This is a genomic window from Kitasatospora sp. NPDC057223 (assembly GCF_042669755.1).
Classification (GTDB): Bacteria; Actinomycetota; Actinomycetes; order Streptomycetales; family Streptomycetaceae; genus Kitasatospora.
In genome coordinates, this window is record NZ_JBHUWW010000100.1 from 15794 (window position 1) to 33363 (window position 17570).

Here is a 17570-nt window from a genome sequence, read left to right on the forward strand (position 1 = left end):
GCTCAGCCCGCCCCGGCGTCGCGAGCCCCCGCACCGCCCGGCACCGGCACGTCCGGGCCGAGCAGGCCCCGCTCCCTGAGTTCCGTCCAGAGGGCGGCCGGGACGGGGCGGGCCAGCAGTTCGGCGGCGTCCGTGGCCTCGGCGGCGCTGCGGACACCGACCAGGACGGAGCTGACGGCCGGATGGCCGAACGGGAAGTGCAGGGCGGCGGCGCGCAGCGGAACCCCGTGACGTTCGGAGACCGCCTTGAACTCCATTGCGCGGGAGACCAGTTGCTCGGGCGCCGGGGCGTAGTCGAAGGTGGCGCCGGGGCGCGGGGTGGCGAGCAGGCCGGAGTTGAACACACCGCCGATCACCACGCCGACGCCGCGTTCGGCCGCGAGCGGCAGCAGCTCGGTGAGACCGCGCTGGTCGAGGAGGCTGTAGCGGCCGGCCAGCAGCACCGCGTCGAGGTCGGTGTCGCGGACGAAGCGGGCGGGCAGGGCGGCCTGGTTCATGCCGATGCCGATCGCGCCGACCGTGCCCTCGGCGCGGAGCCGCTCCAGCTCGGGGTAGGCCTCGTCCAGGGCCTGTTCGGCGTGGTCGTCCGGGTCGTGCAGGTACACGACGTCGATCCGGTCGAGGCCGAGCCGCTCCAGGCTTGCGGTGATCGAGCGGCGGACGCCCTGTGCGCTGAAGTCCCAGCGCCGCCGGTGGCGGGCGGGGACGGCGAAGCCGTTCGCCAGATCGTCGCCGACGGGCCCGGTGACCGGATCCAGGAGCCGGCCGACCTTGGTGGAGAGGGTGAACTCCGCCCGGGGGCGGCCGCGCAGGGCCTGGCCGAGGCGCTGCTCGGAGAGGCCCAGCCCGTAGTGCGGGGCGGTGTCGAAGTAGCGCAGGCCGCTCTCCCAGGCGGCGTCGACCGCCTGGGCGGCCTGTTCGTCCGGGACTTCGCCGAGGAGGTTGCCGATCGCGGCGCCGCCGAACGCCAGCGGGCTGACGCTCACCCGGCTGCGGCCGAGCCGGTGCTGCCGGTTCACCGGGCGGGCGCCGGGCGCAGGCGGAGTCCGGCCATGCCGCCGTCGACCGCCAGTGCGGTGCCGGTGACCGAGCCGGCGCCGGGGGAAGCCAGGTACACGATCGCGGCGGCGACCTCGTCGGCGGTGACGAGGCGCCCGGTGGGCTGGCGGGCGCCGAGCGCGGCGCGTTCGGCGGCGGGGTCGTCGGCGGCGGCCAGCAGGCGTCCGACCCAGGGGGTGTCGACCGTGCCCGGGTTGACGCAGTTGACCCGGATGCCCTCGCGGACGTGGTCGGCCGCCATGGCCAGGGTCAGGGCGAGGACGGCGCCCTTGCTGGCGGAGTAGAGCGCGCGCTGCGGCAGGCCGGCGGTCGCCGCGATCGAGCAGGTGTTGACGATCGCCGCGTGCCGGGAGCGCCGCAGGTGGGGCAGCGCCGCCCGGGTGGTGCGGACGATGCCGAGGAGGTTGACGTCCAGGACCCGGTGCCACTGCTCGTCGGGGTTGTCCTCCACCGTGCCGGCCGCGCCGATGCCGGCGTTGTTGACGAGGATGTCGATCCCGCCGAGCACTTCGGCGGCCCCGGCGACGGCGGCCCGGACGGAGGCGTCGTCGGCGACGTCGGCCGTGAAGCCGAGGCGCGCGTCGCCGGGTTCGAGGTCCAGGACGGCGACGGTGGCACCGCGGGCGGTGAGCGCGCGTACCGTCGCCAGGCCGATGCCGGAGGCTCCGCCGGTCACCACGGCGGTCATTGTGCCGAGGTCGCTCATGCTGTCGTTCCCTTCGTGTCCGCGAGGTCCGCCGCCCAGAACGGGCCGTCGGGGTAGGTGAAGGCGGCGATGGACTCCGGGCGCATCTGCGCGGAGAAGCCCGGGGTGGTGGGCGTGGTGTAGTGGCCGCCGGTCACGCGGGCCGGGGCGAGGAAGTGCTCGTGCAGGTGGTCGACGAACTCGATCACCCGGTCCTCGGTGCTGCCGGAGAGGGCGACGTAGTCGAACATCGAGAGGTGCTGGACGAGTTCGCACAGGCCGACGCCGCCGGCGTGCGGACAGACCGGGACGCCGAACGACGCGGCCAGCAGCAGGATGGCGAGGTTCTCGTTGACGCCGCCGACCCTGGCCGCGTCCAGCTGCAGGATGTCGATGGCGCCCGCCTGGAGCAGCTGCTTGAAGACGACGCGGTTCTGCACGTGCTCCCCGGTGGCGACCTTCACCGGTGCGACGGCGGCCCGGATCGTGGCGTGGCCGAGCACGTCGTCCGGGCTGGTCGGCTCCTCGATCCAGTAGGGGTCGAACTCGGCCAGGGCGCGGGTCCATTCGACGGCCTCGTCGACGTTCCAGCGCTGGTTGGCGTCGATCGCCACCCGGATGCCGGGGCCCACGGCGGCGCGGGCGGTGCGGCAGCGGCGGATGTCGTCGGCGAGGTCGGCGCCGACCTTCAGTTTGATCTGGGTGAAGCCGTCGGCCACGGCCTGCTCGGCGAGGCGGGTGAGCTTCTCGTCCGAGTAGCCGAGCCAGCCGGGGGAGGTGGTGTAGGCGGGGTACCCGCGCCGGCGGAGGTCGGCCTCCCGTGCGGCGCGGCCGGGACGGGCGGCGCGAAGCAGTTCCAGGGCCCGTTCGGGGGTGAGGGCGTCGGCGATGTAGCGGAAGTCGACCTGGGAGACCAGCCATTCGGGCTCGGCGTCGGCGAGGAGCTGCCACAGCGGCTTGCCCGCGCGTTTGGCGGCCAAGTCCCAGACGGCGTTGACCACGGCGCCGACCGCCATGTGCATCACGCCCTTCTCCGGCCCCAGCCAGCGCAGTTGGCTGTCGCCGATCAGGTCCCGGCTGAGGGATCCGGGGTCGGCGCAGAGCTCGGCCACCGGCCGGCCGACGACGTGGTCGCGCAACGCGTCGATCGCCGCGACCTGGACGTCGTTGCCGCGGCCGATGGTGAAGCTGAAGCCGTGGCCCTCCAGTCCGTCCCCGGCGTCGGTGCGCAGGACCAGGTAGGCGGCCGAGTAGTCGGGATCGGGATTCATCGCGTCGGAGCCGTCGAGTTCGCGCGAGGTGGGGAACCGGACGTCGTGGGTGTCGAGTGCGGTGATGCGCGGGGTCACTGGCGTGCTCCTTCCGGGCCGGTGGTCGCGTGCGGCCTCAGGCCGGGGCGAAGGTCTGGGTCTGCCGGCCGAGGCCGTCGATGGTGAGCTCGACGGTGTCGCCGGCGCGCAGGTAGGGGTTCCCGGGCAGGCCCAGGGCGACGCCGGCGGGGGTGCCGGTGTTGATCACGTCGCCGGGGTTGAGGACCAGGTACTGGCTCAGGTACCAGACCAGGTACGGCACGTCGAAGATCATGTTCTTGGTGTTGCCGTCCTGGCGCGGCTCGCCGTTGACGGACAGCCGCATGCCGAGGGCCTGCGGGTCGGGGACTTCGTCGGCGGTCACCAGCCAGGGGCCGAGCGGGTTGAAGGTCTCGCAGGACTTGCCGATGTCCCACTGCGAGGAGAAGTCCAGCTGGAACTCCCGCTCGGAGACGTCGTTGCTGACCGCGTACCCGGCGATCACCTCGCCCGCCTGCTCCGGGGAGCCGAGGTAGCGGGCAGTCGAGCCGATGACCACGGCCAGCTCCACCTCCCAGTCGGTACGGGTGGAGCCCCGGGGGATCAGCACGTCGTCCTGCGGTCCCACCACGGTGGACGGGTCCTTCATGAAGACGACCGGCCGGGCGGGGATCGCGGCGCCGGTCTCCTCGGCGTGGTCGCGGTAGTTCAGCCCGATGCACACCACCTTCCCCGGACGGGCCACCGGCGGCCCGGTCCGCAGACCGGTGCGGTCGATCCCGGGCAGGCCGTCGCGGGCCACGGCCTCGCGCAGTCGCGCCAGGCCGCCGCTCGCGAGGAACGGGCCGTCGAAGTCGCGCGTCACCGGTGTCGCGTCCAGCACGCGGCCGTCCGGGAGCAGGACGACGGGCCGTTCGGCACCGGGCGCGCCCAGGCGCATGAGCTTCATGGAGGGTCCTCCGACAGGTGGGCTGGTGCGGCCGACAGTACTCATCGGTCCAGCAGCGGGCAAGCCAGTCATCGGATCAATCGTGAGGCACGCCGGGTTGCGGCGAGGGCACCAGGTCGGCCGCAAAGGCGTTACCAGTGGTGCGTTTCAGCGGATTGGCTGCTCACGTCCGGTCTGCGAACCGATCACCACTCTGCTCGGATACATCAGATGTATCGCCGCTTCGCCGCCGCAGACCCCGGCAGCCGGTCAGTGCGCGGTGGGGGAGGGCAGCAGGGCGAGGGCGGGCCGGGCGAGCGCCGCCGCGCCGACCAGGCCGGCGTCGGTGCCGAGCTGGGCCGGGACGAGGACGGTGCCGGCCGCGAAGGGCAGGGTGGCGTAGGCGGCGAAGTGGTGGCGCAGGGGGGTGAAGAGGACGTCGCCGGCCTGGGCGACGCCGCCGCCGATCACGGCGGCCTCGATCTCGACCAGGGTGGCGGTGGCGGCGATGCCGGCGGCGAGGGCCCGGGCGGCTCGGTCGAAGGCGTGCAGGGCGAGCGGGTCGCCCGCCCGGGCCGCGGTGGCCACCGCGGTGGCGGAGGTGTCCCCGTTGGCCGGCTGCCAGCCGGCCTCGGCGGCGGTGCGGGCGATGGCGGTGCCGCTGGCCAGGCCCTCCAGGCAGCCGCGTGAGCCGCACGGGCACGGCCGGCCGGTGAAGTCGATGCTGATGTGGCCGAGATGGCCGGCGTTGCCGGAGCGGCCGGTGTGCAGGCGGCCGTCGATGATCAGGCCGGCGCCGACGCCGGTGGAGACCACCATGCACAGGGCGTTGCGGTAGGGACGGGCGGCGCCGCGCCAGTGTTCGGCCGCGGTCATCGCCACGGCGTCGCCGCCGAGGACGACAGGCAGGTCGCCGACGGCGGGGTGGGCGGCGACCTCGGAGCGCAGCGGGAAGCCGCGCCAGGCCGGGATGTTCACCGGGCTGACGGTGCCGGCCTCGGTGTCGACCGGGCCGGCGCTGCCGATGCCGACGGCGCGTACCGACGCCCACAGCGGGTGCCGGGCCAGCAGGTCGAGGACGCCGTCCACGGCCGCCGCCATCTCGCGACTGGTGCCCCGGGCGGGGGTGGGCAGCTGGACCTGGTGCAGGAGGGCGCCCTCCGTGTCCACCAGGCCGCCGGCGATCTTCGTTCCGCCGATGTCGAGGGCGGCCAGGACCGGCGCCGGGGTGTGCCGGCCGGTGACAGCAGCGGCAGTGTTGTAACTCATTGTGACGTCTCCGCGAGTGTGACGGGTTGGAGCCGTGGTTCCGCAGGGGGCGCCACCGGTCGGTCCCGTTGATTGTCACGTGATCGGACAACGTTGTCGAGACTGCATTGATCGCGGTCCGGTAACGAGACTGAATCGTCATTGGGTTAGGTAAAGGTTTAGCAAATTAGGCGAAGATCGGTAACAAATGACCTGAATATCAATGTTGACCGATCTATGGACATGGCCTGGATGTGACGTCTACGTTAAGCGTCCAGCAGCCCTGGGAGCCGAGTCCACGTCCTGGGCGTCGCTTCCCGAGCCCGATGACGACCAGCCCGAAGGATGAGCGAAGATGCGCAGAGGATGGATGGCCGTCGCGGCCGCGACCATGGTTGTGCTCACTGCCTGTAGCAGTAGTGGTGGTGGGAACTCGTCCTCGGCCGCGACGGCGGCCGCCGATCCGGCGAAGGTGTCCGGTGACATCACGGTGCTCACCAACCGGACGGACCAGGTCACCGACGGCACGCTGAAGAAGTACGCCGACGAGTTCAACAAGGTCTACCCGGACGTCAAGGTGAAGTTCGAGGGGATCACCGACTACGAGGGCGAAGTCAAGATCCGGATGAACACCGACAACTACGGTGACGTCCTGCTGATCCCCAACAGCATGTCGGTCAGTCAGTACCCCACCTTCTTCTCCTCGTTGGGCGAGGCCGGCGAGCTGTCGAAGACGTTCGACTGGACCGACTACGCGAACGTCGGCGGCAAGGTGTACGGCATCGCCAACATCGGGGTCGCCACCGGCCTGGTCTACAACAAGGCGGTCTGGCAGCAGGCCGGCCTCACCGAGTGGCCGAAGACCACGCAGGAGTTCATCGACGACCTGAAGGCCGTCAAGGCCAGGACGCAGGCCACGCCGTACTACACGAACTACCACGACGGCTGGCCGCTGCGGCAGTCGACCGACTTCATCGGCGTGCCCGGCTGCGACACCGAGGCCAAGGACTCGCTGGCCACCACCGCCGAGCCGTGGGCGGCCGGCAAGGACCTGAACGTGATCGACGGCCTGCTCTACAGCGCCGTCCACGAGAAGCTCACCGAGGCCGACCCGACCACGACCAACTGGGAGAACTCCAAGACCCTGATCGGGTCCGGCAAGGTCGCCGTGATGGCGCTCGGCTCCTGGGCGATCCCGCAGATGCAGGCCGCCGCGAAGGCCGCCGGGCAGAGCCCGGACGACATCGGCTACATGCCCTTCCCGCAGGCCTCCTCCGACGGGAAGCTGTGCAGCGTCGTGCAGCCGGACTACAAGTACGCCGTCAACACGCACTCCAAGAGCAAGGAGGCGGCGCGGGCCTGGGTGGACTGGTTCATCACCAAGTCCGGGAGCGCCCAGGCGGAGGAGGCCATCTCCTCGGTCAAGGGCACCCCGCTGCCGGCCACCCTCAAGCCCTTCGAGGAGAAGGGCGTGAAGATGATCCCGCAGGCGCAGGAGAAGTCCGCCACCGTCAGCAAGATCGACAAGGGCGCGGAGATCGGTCTGGACACTCCCGACTACCGCCAGAAGCTGGTCGACGTCGCCCGCGGCGCGGCCCCGGGCGACCAGAACAGCTACTTCGCGGAGCTGAACAAGAAGTGGTCCGAGTCGCAGAAGACGGTCGCAGGCTGACACCCCCGTACGAGCGGCGCGGCCGGGCTCCGGCCGGCTGCCCCGGCCGCCCGGACGCGCTGCTTCCCGGGGTGTCCTGCACTACGAAGGAACGAAGATGACTGCACTGCAGAAGGACAGAGGACCGGGATCGCCCGCTGCGGCCGGCCCGGCCGCACCGCCCGATCCGGCCGCCGGCCGCACGCGGACGCCACGGCGCCGCGGCACCCGCCGGTACTGGTGGTTCACGCCCTGGCTCTACCTGCTGGCACCACTGGTACTGCTGGTGACGTTCACCTACCTGCCGATCGCGGACATGCTCGGCTACAGCCTCACCGACTGGGACGGCATCAGCCCCACCCGGGAGAACGTCGGCGCCGAGAACTACACCGACCTCTTCACCCGACCGGAGCTGTTCAAGGTCTTCCTGGTCAGCGGCGTCTACCTGGTCGCCTCCTTCGTGCAGATCGCAGCCGCCCTCTACTTCGCCACCGTGCTGAGCTTCAACACCCGGTTCCGGAACCTGTTCAAGGGCATCCTGTTCTTCCCGTACCTGATCAACGGTGTCGCGATCGGCTTCGTGTTCCTGTACTTCTTCCAGCCGGGCGGCACGCTCGACTCGGTGCTGCGGCTGCTCGGGGTGGACGGCCAGCACCTGTGGCTCGGCGACCCCGACCTGGTGAACAAGTCGCTGGCCGGGGTGTCGGTCTGGCGCTACATGGGCCTGAACATGGTGCTGTTCCTGGGCGCCATCCAGTCCATCCCGCCGCACCTGTACGAGGCCGCGGCGCTGGACGGCGCGAACAGCTGGCAGCAGTTCCGGCACATCATCGCCCCCAGCATCAAGCCGATCATCAGCCTCAGCGTGATCCTGGCGATCTCCGGGTCGCTGGCGGTCTTCGAGATCCCGTACATCATGACGGGCGGCGCCAACGGCAGCGAGACGTTCGTCATCCAGACCGTCAAGCTCGCCTTCAAGTTCGACAAGGTCGGCCTGGCATCCGCGTCCGCCGTCGTCCTCCTGGTCCTGATCCTGATCGTGACCTGGATCCAGCGCCGGCTCGTGCCGGAGGAGAGGGTTGAACTGTCGTGACCACCACCGCCACCCCGGACACCCGTTCCCCCCGGCGGGCACCCGCCCCCCGCGCCGCTCTGGCCGGCGCGGCGAAGTACCTGTCGCTCGCCCTCGCCAGCGCCGTCGTCGTCATCCCCCTCGTCGTCATCCTGTTCACCTCGCTGAAGACCAGCCAGGAGGTCGGCGCGACCGGCCCGTTGGCGCTGCCGGACGACTGGTTCAACTTCGACAACTACGTGAACGCCTTCCGGCAGGGCAACATGCTGCAGGCGTTCGTCAACACCACGGTCATCCTGGTCGTCTCCACGGCCGGCACCGTGCTGATCGGGTCGATGACCGCCTACGCCATCGACCGGTTCGAGTTCCGGATGAAGAAGCTGGTGGTGGGGCTCTTCCTGGTCGCCACGCTGGTGCCCGGCGTCACCACGCAGGTCGCCACCTTCCAGATCGTCAACGACCTCGGCGCGTTCAACACGCGCTGGGCGCCGATCCTGCTCTACCTCGGCACCGACATCGTCTCGATCTACGTCTTCCTGCAGTTCATCCGCTCCATCCCGGTCTCCCTCGACGAGGCGGCCCGGCTGGACGGTGCGAACTCCTTCACCATCTACCGGCGGATCATCCTGCCGATGCTGAAGCCGGCCATCGCCACCGTGGTCATCGTCAAGGGCATCACCGTCTACAACGACTTCTACATCCCCTTCCTCTACATGCCCGCCTCCGACCTGGGGACGATCTCCACCTCGCTGTTCCGCTTCAAGGGCCCGTTCGGCGCGCACTGGGAGACCATCTCGGCCGGCACGATCCTCGTCATCCTCCCCACCTTCGTCGTGTTCCTCGCCCTCCAGCGGTTCATCTACAGCGGCTTCTCGGCCGGTTCCACGAAGTGACCCGGCCCCGCCCGCGGTACCGCGCCTGCGTCGCGGTACCGCACCCCGCACCGACCGAGGAGGACAGGTGAGCGCGCGCGTCACCATCAGGGACGTCGCCGCCCGGGCCGGGGTCTCCGCCGGAGCGGTGTCACTGGCCCTCAACGACCGGCCCGGGCTGTCGGACTCCACCAGGCAGCGGATCCGCGCCGCCGCCGCCGAACTCGGCTGGATCCCCAGCCAGGCCGCCCGCAGTCTGGGCAGCCGGGGCGAGCGGGCCGACACCCTCGGGCTGGTGATCGCCCGCCCGGCGCAGCAGCTCGGCCTGGAGCCGTTCTTCATGGAGTTCATCTCCGGTATCGAGAGCGTCCTGGAGGAACGGGCGGCGACCCTGCTGCTGCGGCTGGTGCGCAACCGGGACGAGGAGATCGCCGTCCACCGCGAGTGGTGGAGGGCCCGCAGGGTCAGCGGATCCGTCCTGGTCGACCTCACCGAGGACGACCCCCGGATCCCCGCGCTCGCCCGGCTGGGGATGCCCCTCGTCGCGGCCGGCCACCGCGGACTCGTCGGCCCGGACGCGACGGCGGTGTGGACGGACGACGCCGCCGCCGTCGAGGAGGCCGTCCGCTACCTGGCACTCCTCGGCCACCGCCGGATCGCCCGGGTCGGCGGCGACCCCGCGCTCGGCCACACCGTGATCCGCTCGCGCGCCCTGGAGCGGATCACGGCCGAGCTGGGCCTGGCGGCGCCGCGCAGCCTGGCCACCGACTTCTCCGGCCAGGCCGGCGCCCGCGCCACCCGGATGCTGCTCGCCTCCGGCGACCAGCGGCCCACCGCGATCATCTACGACAACGACATCATGGCCGTCGCCAGCCTCGCCGTCGCCGCCGAGTTCGGCCTGCAGGTGCCCCGGGACCTGAGCCTGATCGCCTGGGACGACTCCCAGCTGTGCCGGCTCACCCACCCGACCCTGTCGGCGATGAGCCACGACGTCCACGGGTACGGCGCCCAAGTCACCCGCAGCCTCTTCGACCTGGTCGACCGGCGGCCCGTCTCCTCCGGGCCCGCCGCGACCCCGGTTCTGGTGCCCCGCGGGAGCACCGCGCCCGCCCGCGCGTCCTGACCGCCACCCCGAGACCCCGGTCCGCCCCCGACTCCTCCTGAGGGTGAGGAACCACGGGGGCGGACCGGCCCACCGACCCGGAGCACCGTCATGAACCAGTCGCAGCCCCCCGCCGGCCTGCTGACCAACCAGATCCGCCCCTACGCCTGGGGATCCCGTACGGCCATCGCGCACCTGACCGGCCGCCCGCCCGGCGACCGGCCCGAGGCGGAGCTGTGGATGGGCGCCCACCCCGGGGCCCCGTCCCGGACGGATCGCGGCAACGGGCCCGAACCGCTCGACGGGATCATCGCCCGCGACCCGGCGGGCGAGCTCGGCGAGAGCGTCACCGGGCGCTTCGGCCCGCGTCTGCCGTTCCTGCTGAAGGTCCTCGCCGCCGAGCACGCCCTCTCCGTCCAGGTCCACCCGACGACCGAGCAGGCCGAGGCCGGATTCGCCGCCGAGCAGGCGGCCGGCGTGCCCCTCGACGCGCCGCACCGCATCTACCAGGACGCGCACCACAAGCCCGAGATGCTCTGCGCCCTGAGCGAGTTCGACGCCCTGTGCGGCTTCCGCGAACCCGCCGCCACCGCCGACCTGCTGGCCGCCCTGCACCTGCCGGTGCTCGACCCCTGGATCGCGGTCCTGCGCACCGCCGACCCCGGGCTCGCCCTGCGCACCGTCCTCACCGAGGCCCTCGGCACCGACCGGCCGCGCGGAACCGCCGCCGCCGTCGCGCTGGCCGGCGCCCTGGACGACGCCGCCCGCAGGCCCGGACCGTACGCCCACAGCTACGCCGCCTACGCGGCCGCCGCCCGGGACTACCCGGCCGACCCGGGGCTGGTCGCCGCACTGCTGCTCAACCACGTCCGGCTGCAGCCCGGCGAGGCGCTGTTCCTCGACGCCCGCGTCCCGCACGCCTACCTGCACGGCACCGGCGTGGAGGTCATGGCCAACTCCGACAACGTGCTGCGCTGCGGCCTGACCCCCAAGCACGTCGACGTCGGCGCGCTGGCGGCCGTCGTCGACTTCCGTCCCGGCCCGCCCTCCCGCGTCCCCGCCACCACGGGCGACCTCGGCGAAGTCCACTACCGGGCGCCGGCCGCCGAATTCGCCCTCTCCCGGCTGGATCTCTCCGGCACCGTCACCCTGGACGACGACGGCCCGCAGATCCTGCTGTGCACCGAGGGGAGCGCCGTACTCCGGCAGGCCCCCGGCGCTTCGCTCACGCTCGGCCGGGGCGCCAGTGCCTTCCTCCCGGCCGCCGGAGCACCGGCCGAACTCACCGGCGCCGCGAGCCTCTACCGCGTCCGGGTCCCCGGCGCCGCCCGCCGCTGACCGCGACACCCCACCCACCCGCCACCGACCGCGGAGGCCGCCCCCGGTGGACGCCTCTCCGGCGGCGGGGCCGGGGGACCGGTTCCGGATCCTCGCCTCCCGCGTCGACGACCGGTCCTTCCAGCCCGACCACGACGGCCACCGCGTGGTGTGGAACAACGACCCGGCCAACCCCACCCGCACCGCCGCGCAGATCTTCAGCGCCCACGCCCAGGCCGTGACGGCCGCGAACCGACCCCGGACCGCCCGGCCGGGCCGGACTCCCCCCGGCCCGGCCGGGCACCCAAGGAACCAGACCATGCCCCTTGCCCTCCCGCCCCGTCCGACCCTGCTCTTCCAGGGCGACAGCATCACCGACGCCGGCCGTGACCGGACCGTGGCCGGCGACCTCGGCCACGGCTACGCCGCCCTCGCCGCCGGCCGGCTGCGCGCCGCCCGCCCCGGGCTCACCGTGCTCAACCACGCCGTCTCCGGAGACCGCCTCACCGACCTCGCCGACCGCTGGGAGCAGGACACCCTCGCCCACCGCCCCGACCTGGTGTCCGTCCTGGTCGGGGTGAACGACACCTGGCGCAGCCACGACTCGGGCCTGGCCTCCCCGGCCGACGCCTGGGAGGAGACCTACCGCCGGCTGCTCACCGGCCTGCGCGAGCGGTGCGGCTCCCGGCTCGTCCTGATCGAACCGTTCCTCGTACCCGTCACCGACGCCCAGTGGGAGTGGCGCCCGGACCTCGACGCCCGCATCCACGCGGTGCGCCGGCTCGCGGCCGAGTTCGACGCCCGGCTGCTGGCCGCCGACGGCCTGCTCAACCAGGCGGCCCGCAGCGCGGGCGGGCCGGAGCCGATCGCGGCCGACGGCGTCCACCCCACGCCGCTCGGCCACCAGCTGCTCGCCGAGGCCTGGGCCGCTCTGGTCCTGGCCCGCTGACCGGCGCGCCGCGCCGTATGCTCCCACCATGATGACCAGCAGGAACGGCGCCAGGCCCACCATGAAGGACGTCGCCGCCGCCGCCGGTGTCGGCCTGAAGACGGTCTCCCGGGTCGTCAACGGCGAGAGCGGCGTCACCCCGGCCATGGCCGAGCGGGTCCAGGCCGCCATCGCGGAGCTGGGCTTCCGCCGCAACGACAGCGCCCGGCTGCTGCGCACCGGCCGCACCGCGAGCATCGCGCTCCTGCTGGAGGACATCGGCGACCCGTTCTCCTCGGTGCTGTCCCGCGCGGTCGAGGGCGTGGCCGCCGACCAGGGCTGTCTGCTGTTCACCGGCTCCAGCGCCGAGGACGGCGAGCGCGAGCGCGAGGTGGCGCTCGCCTTCTGCGCCCGCCGGGTCGACGGGCTGGTGATCGTCCCGGCCGGTGACGACCACTCGTACCTGCTGCCGGAGATCGCCTCCGGAACCCCCGTGGTGTTCCTCGACCGGCCCGCGGCCGGGATCGAGGCCGACGCGATCCTCAGCGACAACGCCGGCGGCGCCCGCGAGGGCGTGGCCCACCTGATCCGGCACGGGCACCGCAGGATCGGATTCGTCGGGGACCTGCCCGGCATCCACACCTGTGCCGAGCGGCTGCGCGGCTACCGGGCGGCGATGGCCCAGGCGCACCTGCCGGTGGACGAGCGGTGGATCGCCACCGGCCCGACCGACCCCGCCCGGGTGGCGCAGGCCCTCGACCGCCTGCTCGACGGCCCCGAACCCGTCACGGCGCTGCTGACCGCCAACAACCGGATCACCACGGCCGCCCTCCACCACCTGCCGGGCCGAGACCCACGGCCGGCCCTGGTCGGATTCGACGACCTCGAACTCGCCGCGCTGCTCACCCCCGGCCTCACCGTGGTCGCCCAGGATCCCGCCGCCCTCGGCCGGACGGCCGCGCAGGTGCTGTTCGACCGCCTGCACGGCGACGGCACCCCGGCCCGCCGCATCGAGATCCCCACCCGCCTGATCGTCCGGGGATCCGGCGAGAGTGCCCCGCCGCCCGTCAGGTGATCCGGGCCCGGTCCCCGGGCCCGGAACCTGACAGGATGGACCCCCGCGCCGCACCGCCGTGCGGCGCCGGCCCGTGAGCCCGACGGAGGGGAACACCATGCAGCACCGGGTGACGATCCGGGACGTCGCCGCCCGCGCCGGGGTCTCGGCGGGTGCCGTCTCGCTCGCCCTCAACGGCCGGCCCGGCGTCTCGGAGGCGACCCGCGCCCGGATCGCGGAGGCCGCCCGCGAACTCGGCTGGTCGCCCAACCTCGCGGCCCGTTCGCTGGCCCGCGGTCCCCAGGTGCACACCATCGGCATGGCGATCAGCCGGGAAGCCGTGGCCGAGGGGCTGGACGCGCTCCACATGGCCCTCATCGGCGGCATCGAGAGCGTCCTGTCGGAGCGGCCCTGCTCGCTGTTGCTGCACCTCACTGCCGGCCGGGAGTCGGAGATCGCCCTCTACAAGCAGTGGTGGCAGTCCGGCCAGGTCAACGGTGCGGTGCTGACCGGGGTGGCCGCCGACGACGCCCGCATCCAGCCCGTCCACCGCCTCGGCATGCCGGTGGTCGCGGTCGCCCACCCCGACCACAGCGGCCCGTTCCCGGCGGTGTGGAGCGACGACGCGGCGGCGACCGCCGAGGCGGTGCGCTACCTCGCCGTCCTCGGCCACCGCCGGATCGCCCACGTCGCGGGCCCGGCGAGGCTCGGCAGCTCCCTGGTGCGCTCGCGGGCCTTCGACGCCGTCGCCGCCGAGCTGTCGCTCGACGACCACCGGAGCCTGCCCACCGACCTGTCCGCGCACCAGGGGGCGCGGGTGACCCGTGCGCTGCTCGTCGGCGCGGACCGGCCCACCGCGATCGTCTACGACAACGACATCATGGCCGTGGCGGGGCTGGCCGTCGCCGCCGAGCTGGGCCTGCGCGTGCCCGAGGACGTGTCACTGGTGGCCTGGGACGACTCCGACCTGTGCCGGATCACCAGGCCCGCGCTGTCCGCCCTCAGCCACGACCCGTTCGCGTTCGGCTCCGAGGTCGCGCACTGCCTGCTGGAGCTGCTGGACACCGGAAAGGCCGAGTCCCGCATCTCGGGTACCCCCGTGCTGGTCCCGCGCGGCACCACCGGCCCGCCCCCGTAGCGCCTGTGACGCACCGTCTGTGACGCACCGTCTGTGACGTACCGTCCGTGGGGTCAGGCCGGCGGTGCGCCGGTGCTGCCCCGGGGCGTCAGCTGCGGCGCCGAGTCCTCGTAGCCGTCGACCTGCCGGCCGGAGATCAGCGACAGCAGGGTGCGGGCGGCGTTCGCGCCGTAGGCGTGGATGTCGCGGGTCAGCGCGGTGAGCGGCGGCCGTACGACCTGCACCAGCGGGGAGTCGTCCCAGGCGACGATCGACAGGTCGCGGGGGACCTGGAGGCCCATCTCCTGGGCGACCGACAGCCCGGCGACGGCCGTCATGTCGTTGTCGTAGAGGATCGCGGTCGGCCGGCCGGGGGAGAGCAGCAGGCGCCGGGTGGCCCGGGCCCCCTCCTCGCCGGTGTAGTCGGTGTGGACGACGGGCGACGCCTCCAGCCCCAGGTCGGCGCAGACGGCGGCGAAGGCCCGGTCGCGCAGTGAGGTGTGGACGAGCCCGGTGAGTCCGGCGATCCGGCCCACCCGGCGATGGCCGAGCGCGGCGAGGTACTCCAGCGTCTCGCGGATCGCGGCGGTGTCGTCGGACCACACCGGGGTCAGCCCGCCCGACCCGGACGGGTGGCCGATGACGACCGTCGGCAGGCCCATCTCCTCCAGGGCCGGCACCCGGGCGTCGTCCTCGCGCAGGTCGACCAGGATCGCGCCGTCGATCTGCCGCTCGCCCCACCAGCGCCGGTACGCCTCCAGGCCGCGTTCGTGGTCGGAGACCACCTGGAGGGCCAGCGAGTAGGAGGCGTCGGACAGGACGTTCTCGATGCCGCCGATGAGCTCCATGAAGAACGGTTCGGTGCCCAGCATCCGCGCCGGCCTGGCGAGGGCCAGCCCCACCGCCGAGGACTTCGCCCCGCTGAGTGCCCGGGCCGCGCTGTTGCGGACGAACCCGACCTCCTCGGCGACGGCCATGATCCTGGCCCGGGTCGCCTCGGAGACTCCCGGCTGGCCGTTCAGCGCGTTGGAGACGGAGACCTTCGAGACGCCGACGACCTTCGCGATGTCGGCGATCGTGGGCCGTCGCGCGGCAGGACTCTTCTGCTGGGACACCTGATCCACGAGGACCCTTCTGAACCGATGAGGCACGCGTTCCACCCCCCAAGCTACTACGGGCCGAACCGTCGGCGGTATCGAGCCCGGCGGGCTGTGAAACAACCGGTTAACCATCTATTGACACCCGGGGAGTGGCGCCAATAGCGTACTCGTTAATTAACCGGTTAATTGACGATCGGGCCCGAGGCAGAACCCCACTGCCGCCGCGATCCGCCCCGACCCGCCCCACCCCGCGTCGAAGAGGCCTCCGGTACTGCCCCGCGCCCGTGCTCAGCCCGCCCCCTCGTGACCGAAGGGGGCCGGCGCCGATCCTGACGGCCGCCCGCGTCCCCGGTCCGGACGCCGGACGCTCCGCAGGGTTCCCCACCCCACCCCACCCACCCCTCACCCCCTCGACGGGGAACGAAAGGGATGCGCGTGAACCACAGACTCCAGCCGATCGCCAGGCGCCTGCGGCCCCTGGCCGTGCTGCTCGCCACCGCCCTGGCCCTGGCCGGCCTCGCCACCACCCGGGCGGGCACCGCCTCCGCGGCCGACACCGCCGACAGCTTCGCCAGTCGGTGCGGCATCCACTTCTGCCTGAACGGGAAGGAGTACTACTTCGCCGGCACCAACACCTACGACATGTTCAACTACGGCTCCGGATCAGGCACCACCGACGCCGAGTTCATCGACAAGGCCCGCATCGACGCCCACTTCGCCGACCTCGCGGCCGACAAGGTCGACGTCGTCCGGCTGTGGATGTTCAGCCACGACGACTGGCACGGCTTCGAGAAGACCAAGGGCGTCTACAACGAGCGCGAGTTCGCCGAGTTCGACTACATCATCGCCTCGGCGAAGGCCCACCACCTCAAGCTCGTCCCGGTGTTCGAGAACTACTGGGAGGCCTACGGCGGCATCGACAGCCGGCTCCAGTGGGAGGGCCTGTCGGGCGGCCAGCCCGGCCGGGCGGCGTTCTTCGACAAGACCCGCTGCCCCGGCTGCTTCACCTCGTACAAGAACTACGTGAGCTACGCGCTCAACCGCACCAACACCTACACCGGCGTCAAGTACAAGGACGACCCGACCGTCTTCGCGTGGGACCTCATGAACGAGCCCCGCTACGAGAACCAGAGCGCCGCCGAGAACGTCAACGGCACCACTCTGCGCGCCTGGGTCGACGAGATGGGCGCCTTCGTCAAGGGCATCGACCCCAAGCACCTGCTCGGCGCCGGTCTGGAGGGCCACGGCACCAACTACGGGTTCGGCGGCGACGAGGGCAATCCCTTCGTCCACGTGCAGCAGTCGCCGTACCTCGACTACACCTCGGCCCACCCGTACCCGACCGAGGACTGGGCCGCCCTGACGATCGACCAGACCAAGGCACTGGTCCGGGCCTGGATCAACGACTCCCACAACGTGCTTGGCAAGCCCTTCTTCATGGGCGAGTTCAACGTCCACAACGTCGACCGCTCGGCCTGGTGGACGGCCCTCTACACCGACTTCGAGGCCGCCGGCGGCGACGGCAGCGCCTTCTGGTGGTACCAGGACCACAACGTGGACGGGAAGTTCGGCGTCTCCGCCGGAGCCCCGGAGCTGGCCGTCTTCCGCGCCCACTCCGACCGGATGCGGGCCAGGAGCGGGCTGACCACCCCGACCTCCTCGCCGAGCCCGACGGCCACCCCGACCTCCTCGCCGAGCCCGACGGCCACCCCGACCGCGACCGCCAGTCCGACCGCGACGGCGACCGCGAGCCCGAGCCCGACCGCGAGCCCCACCGCCGCCGGGCCGTGCTCCGTCCACTACGTCCTCTCCGACTGGGGCACCAGCTTCAACGGCGACGTGACGATCAAGAACACCGGCGGCGCCCCCGTCAACGGCTGGCAGCTGGCCTTCGCCTTCCCCGGCAACCAGAGCGTCACCCAGATGTGGAACGCCGGCTACACCCAGAGCGGCAAGCAGGTCACCGCGACCAACCCGTCCTCCTACAACACCACCATCGCGGCCGGAGCCACCGTCAACTTCGGCTTCAGCGCGACCTCCGTCCCCGGCACCAACGGCGCCCCGGCGACCTTCGCCCTCAACGGCCAGACCTGCAGCACGTACTGACCACCCACCGGCTCCGGGCCGCGGCCGCCCCCCGTGCCGCGG

The 17570-nt window shown here is 72.5% G+C and carries 15 protein-coding genes; 9 read left to right on the forward strand and 6 right to left on the reverse strand.

Translation table 11 applies throughout. The annotated features are described in order from the left end of the window. Positions 1-2: 2 nt before the first annotated feature. From ACFUK0_RS28720 to ACFUK0_RS28740, 5 genes are all read right to left on the reverse strand, one after another. Positions 3-1019, reverse strand: a complete 1017-nt coding sequence (locus ACFUK0_RS28720; protein ID WP_380255266.1) for an aldo/keto reductase — start codon at positions 1017-1019, stop codon at positions 3-5. Beyond that, positions 1016-1765, reverse strand: coding sequence for an SDR family NAD(P)-dependent oxidoreductase (locus ACFUK0_RS28725; protein ID WP_380255268.1), 750 nt, complete (start codon positions 1763-1765; stop codon positions 1016-1018). Before ACFUK0_RS28725 ends, ACFUK0_RS28720 begins: the two co-directional genes overlap by 4 nt. Next, a complete protein-coding gene (locus ACFUK0_RS28730; protein WP_380255270.1) occupies positions 1762-3093 on the reverse strand; it encodes an L-fuconate dehydratase in 1332 nt (443 codons plus the stop codon). Before ACFUK0_RS28730 ends, ACFUK0_RS28725 begins: the two co-directional genes overlap by 4 nt. A gap of 37 nt (positions 3094-3130) precedes the next feature. Next, positions 3131-3982, reverse strand: coding sequence for a fumarylacetoacetate hydrolase family protein (locus tag ACFUK0_RS28735; protein ID WP_380255272.1), 852 nt, complete (start codon positions 3980-3982; stop codon positions 3131-3133). A 249-nt stretch (positions 3983-4231) separates the two neighbouring features. Beyond that, entirely contained in the window at positions 4232-5230 is a 999-nt protein-coding gene (locus ACFUK0_RS28740; RefSeq protein ID WP_380255274.1) for an ROK family protein, read from the reverse strand. A 334-nt stretch (positions 5231-5564) separates the two neighbouring features. On the opposite strand from ACFUK0_RS28740, the gene ACFUK0_RS28745 reads away from it, so the two are divergent. The 8 genes from ACFUK0_RS28745 (at position 5565) to ACFUK0_RS28780 (ending at position 14343) form a co-directional block, all read left to right on the forward strand. Next, on the forward strand, positions 5565-6881 hold the full coding sequence (locus tag ACFUK0_RS28745) for an ABC transporter substrate-binding protein (RefSeq protein WP_380255276.1): 1317 nt from the start codon (positions 5565-5567) through the stop codon (positions 6879-6881). 97 nt (positions 6882-6978) lie between these two features. After that, positions 6979-7953, forward strand: a complete 975-nt coding sequence (locus ACFUK0_RS28750; RefSeq protein ID WP_380255278.1) for a carbohydrate ABC transporter permease — start codon at positions 6979-6981, stop codon at positions 7951-7953. Beyond that, positions 7950-8825, forward strand: a complete 876-nt coding sequence (locus ACFUK0_RS28755; protein WP_380255280.1) for a carbohydrate ABC transporter permease — start codon at positions 7950-7952, stop codon at positions 8823-8825. The genes ACFUK0_RS28750 and ACFUK0_RS28755 overlap by 4 nt, the downstream gene beginning before the upstream one ends. Before the next feature lie 67 nt (positions 8826-8892). Continuing rightward, entirely contained in the window at positions 8893-9927 is a 1035-nt protein-coding gene (locus ACFUK0_RS28760) for a LacI family DNA-binding transcriptional regulator (RefSeq protein ID WP_380255282.1), read from the forward strand. A 90-nt stretch (positions 9928-10017) separates the two neighbouring features. Beyond that, complete coding sequence (gene manA, locus ACFUK0_RS28765; RefSeq protein ID WP_380255284.1) at positions 10018-11244, forward strand: mannose-6-phosphate isomerase, class I; 1227 nt, start codon at positions 10018-10020, stop codon at positions 11242-11244. Between the two features lie 46 nt (positions 11245-11290). Beyond that, positions 11291-12172, forward strand: a complete 882-nt coding sequence (locus ACFUK0_RS28770) for an SGNH/GDSL hydrolase family protein (RefSeq protein ID WP_380255286.1) — start codon at positions 11291-11293, stop codon at positions 12170-12172. A 28-nt stretch (positions 12173-12200) separates the two neighbouring features. Then, positions 12201-13226 (forward strand): LacI family DNA-binding transcriptional regulator, encoded by a 1026-nt coding sequence (locus tag ACFUK0_RS28775; RefSeq protein ID WP_380255288.1) that lies wholly within the window; start codon positions 12201-12203, stop codon positions 13224-13226. A 97-nt stretch (positions 13227-13323) separates the two neighbouring features. Beyond that, positions 13324-14343 carry a LacI family DNA-binding transcriptional regulator gene (locus tag ACFUK0_RS28780; protein WP_380255290.1) on the forward strand — a complete coding sequence of 340 codons (1020 nt, stop codon included), beginning with the start codon at positions 13324-13326 and terminating at the stop codon, positions 14341-14343. 53 nt (positions 14344-14396) lie between these two features. On the opposite strand, the gene ACFUK0_RS28785 is transcribed toward ACFUK0_RS28780, so the two are convergent. Further along, a complete protein-coding gene (locus tag ACFUK0_RS28785) occupies positions 14397-15437 on the reverse strand; it encodes a LacI family DNA-binding transcriptional regulator (RefSeq protein WP_380255296.1) in 1041 nt (346 codons plus the stop codon). A 420-nt stretch (positions 15438-15857) separates the two neighbouring features. Here ACFUK0_RS28785 and ACFUK0_RS28790 point away from each other — a divergent pair, with 420 nt between their 5' ends. Next, positions 15858-17528 carry a cellulose binding domain-containing protein gene (locus ACFUK0_RS28790; protein WP_380255292.1) on the forward strand — a complete coding sequence of 557 codons (1671 nt, stop codon included), beginning with the start codon at positions 15858-15860 and terminating at the stop codon, positions 17526-17528. The last annotated feature ends 42 nt before the right edge of the window (positions 17529-17570 follow it).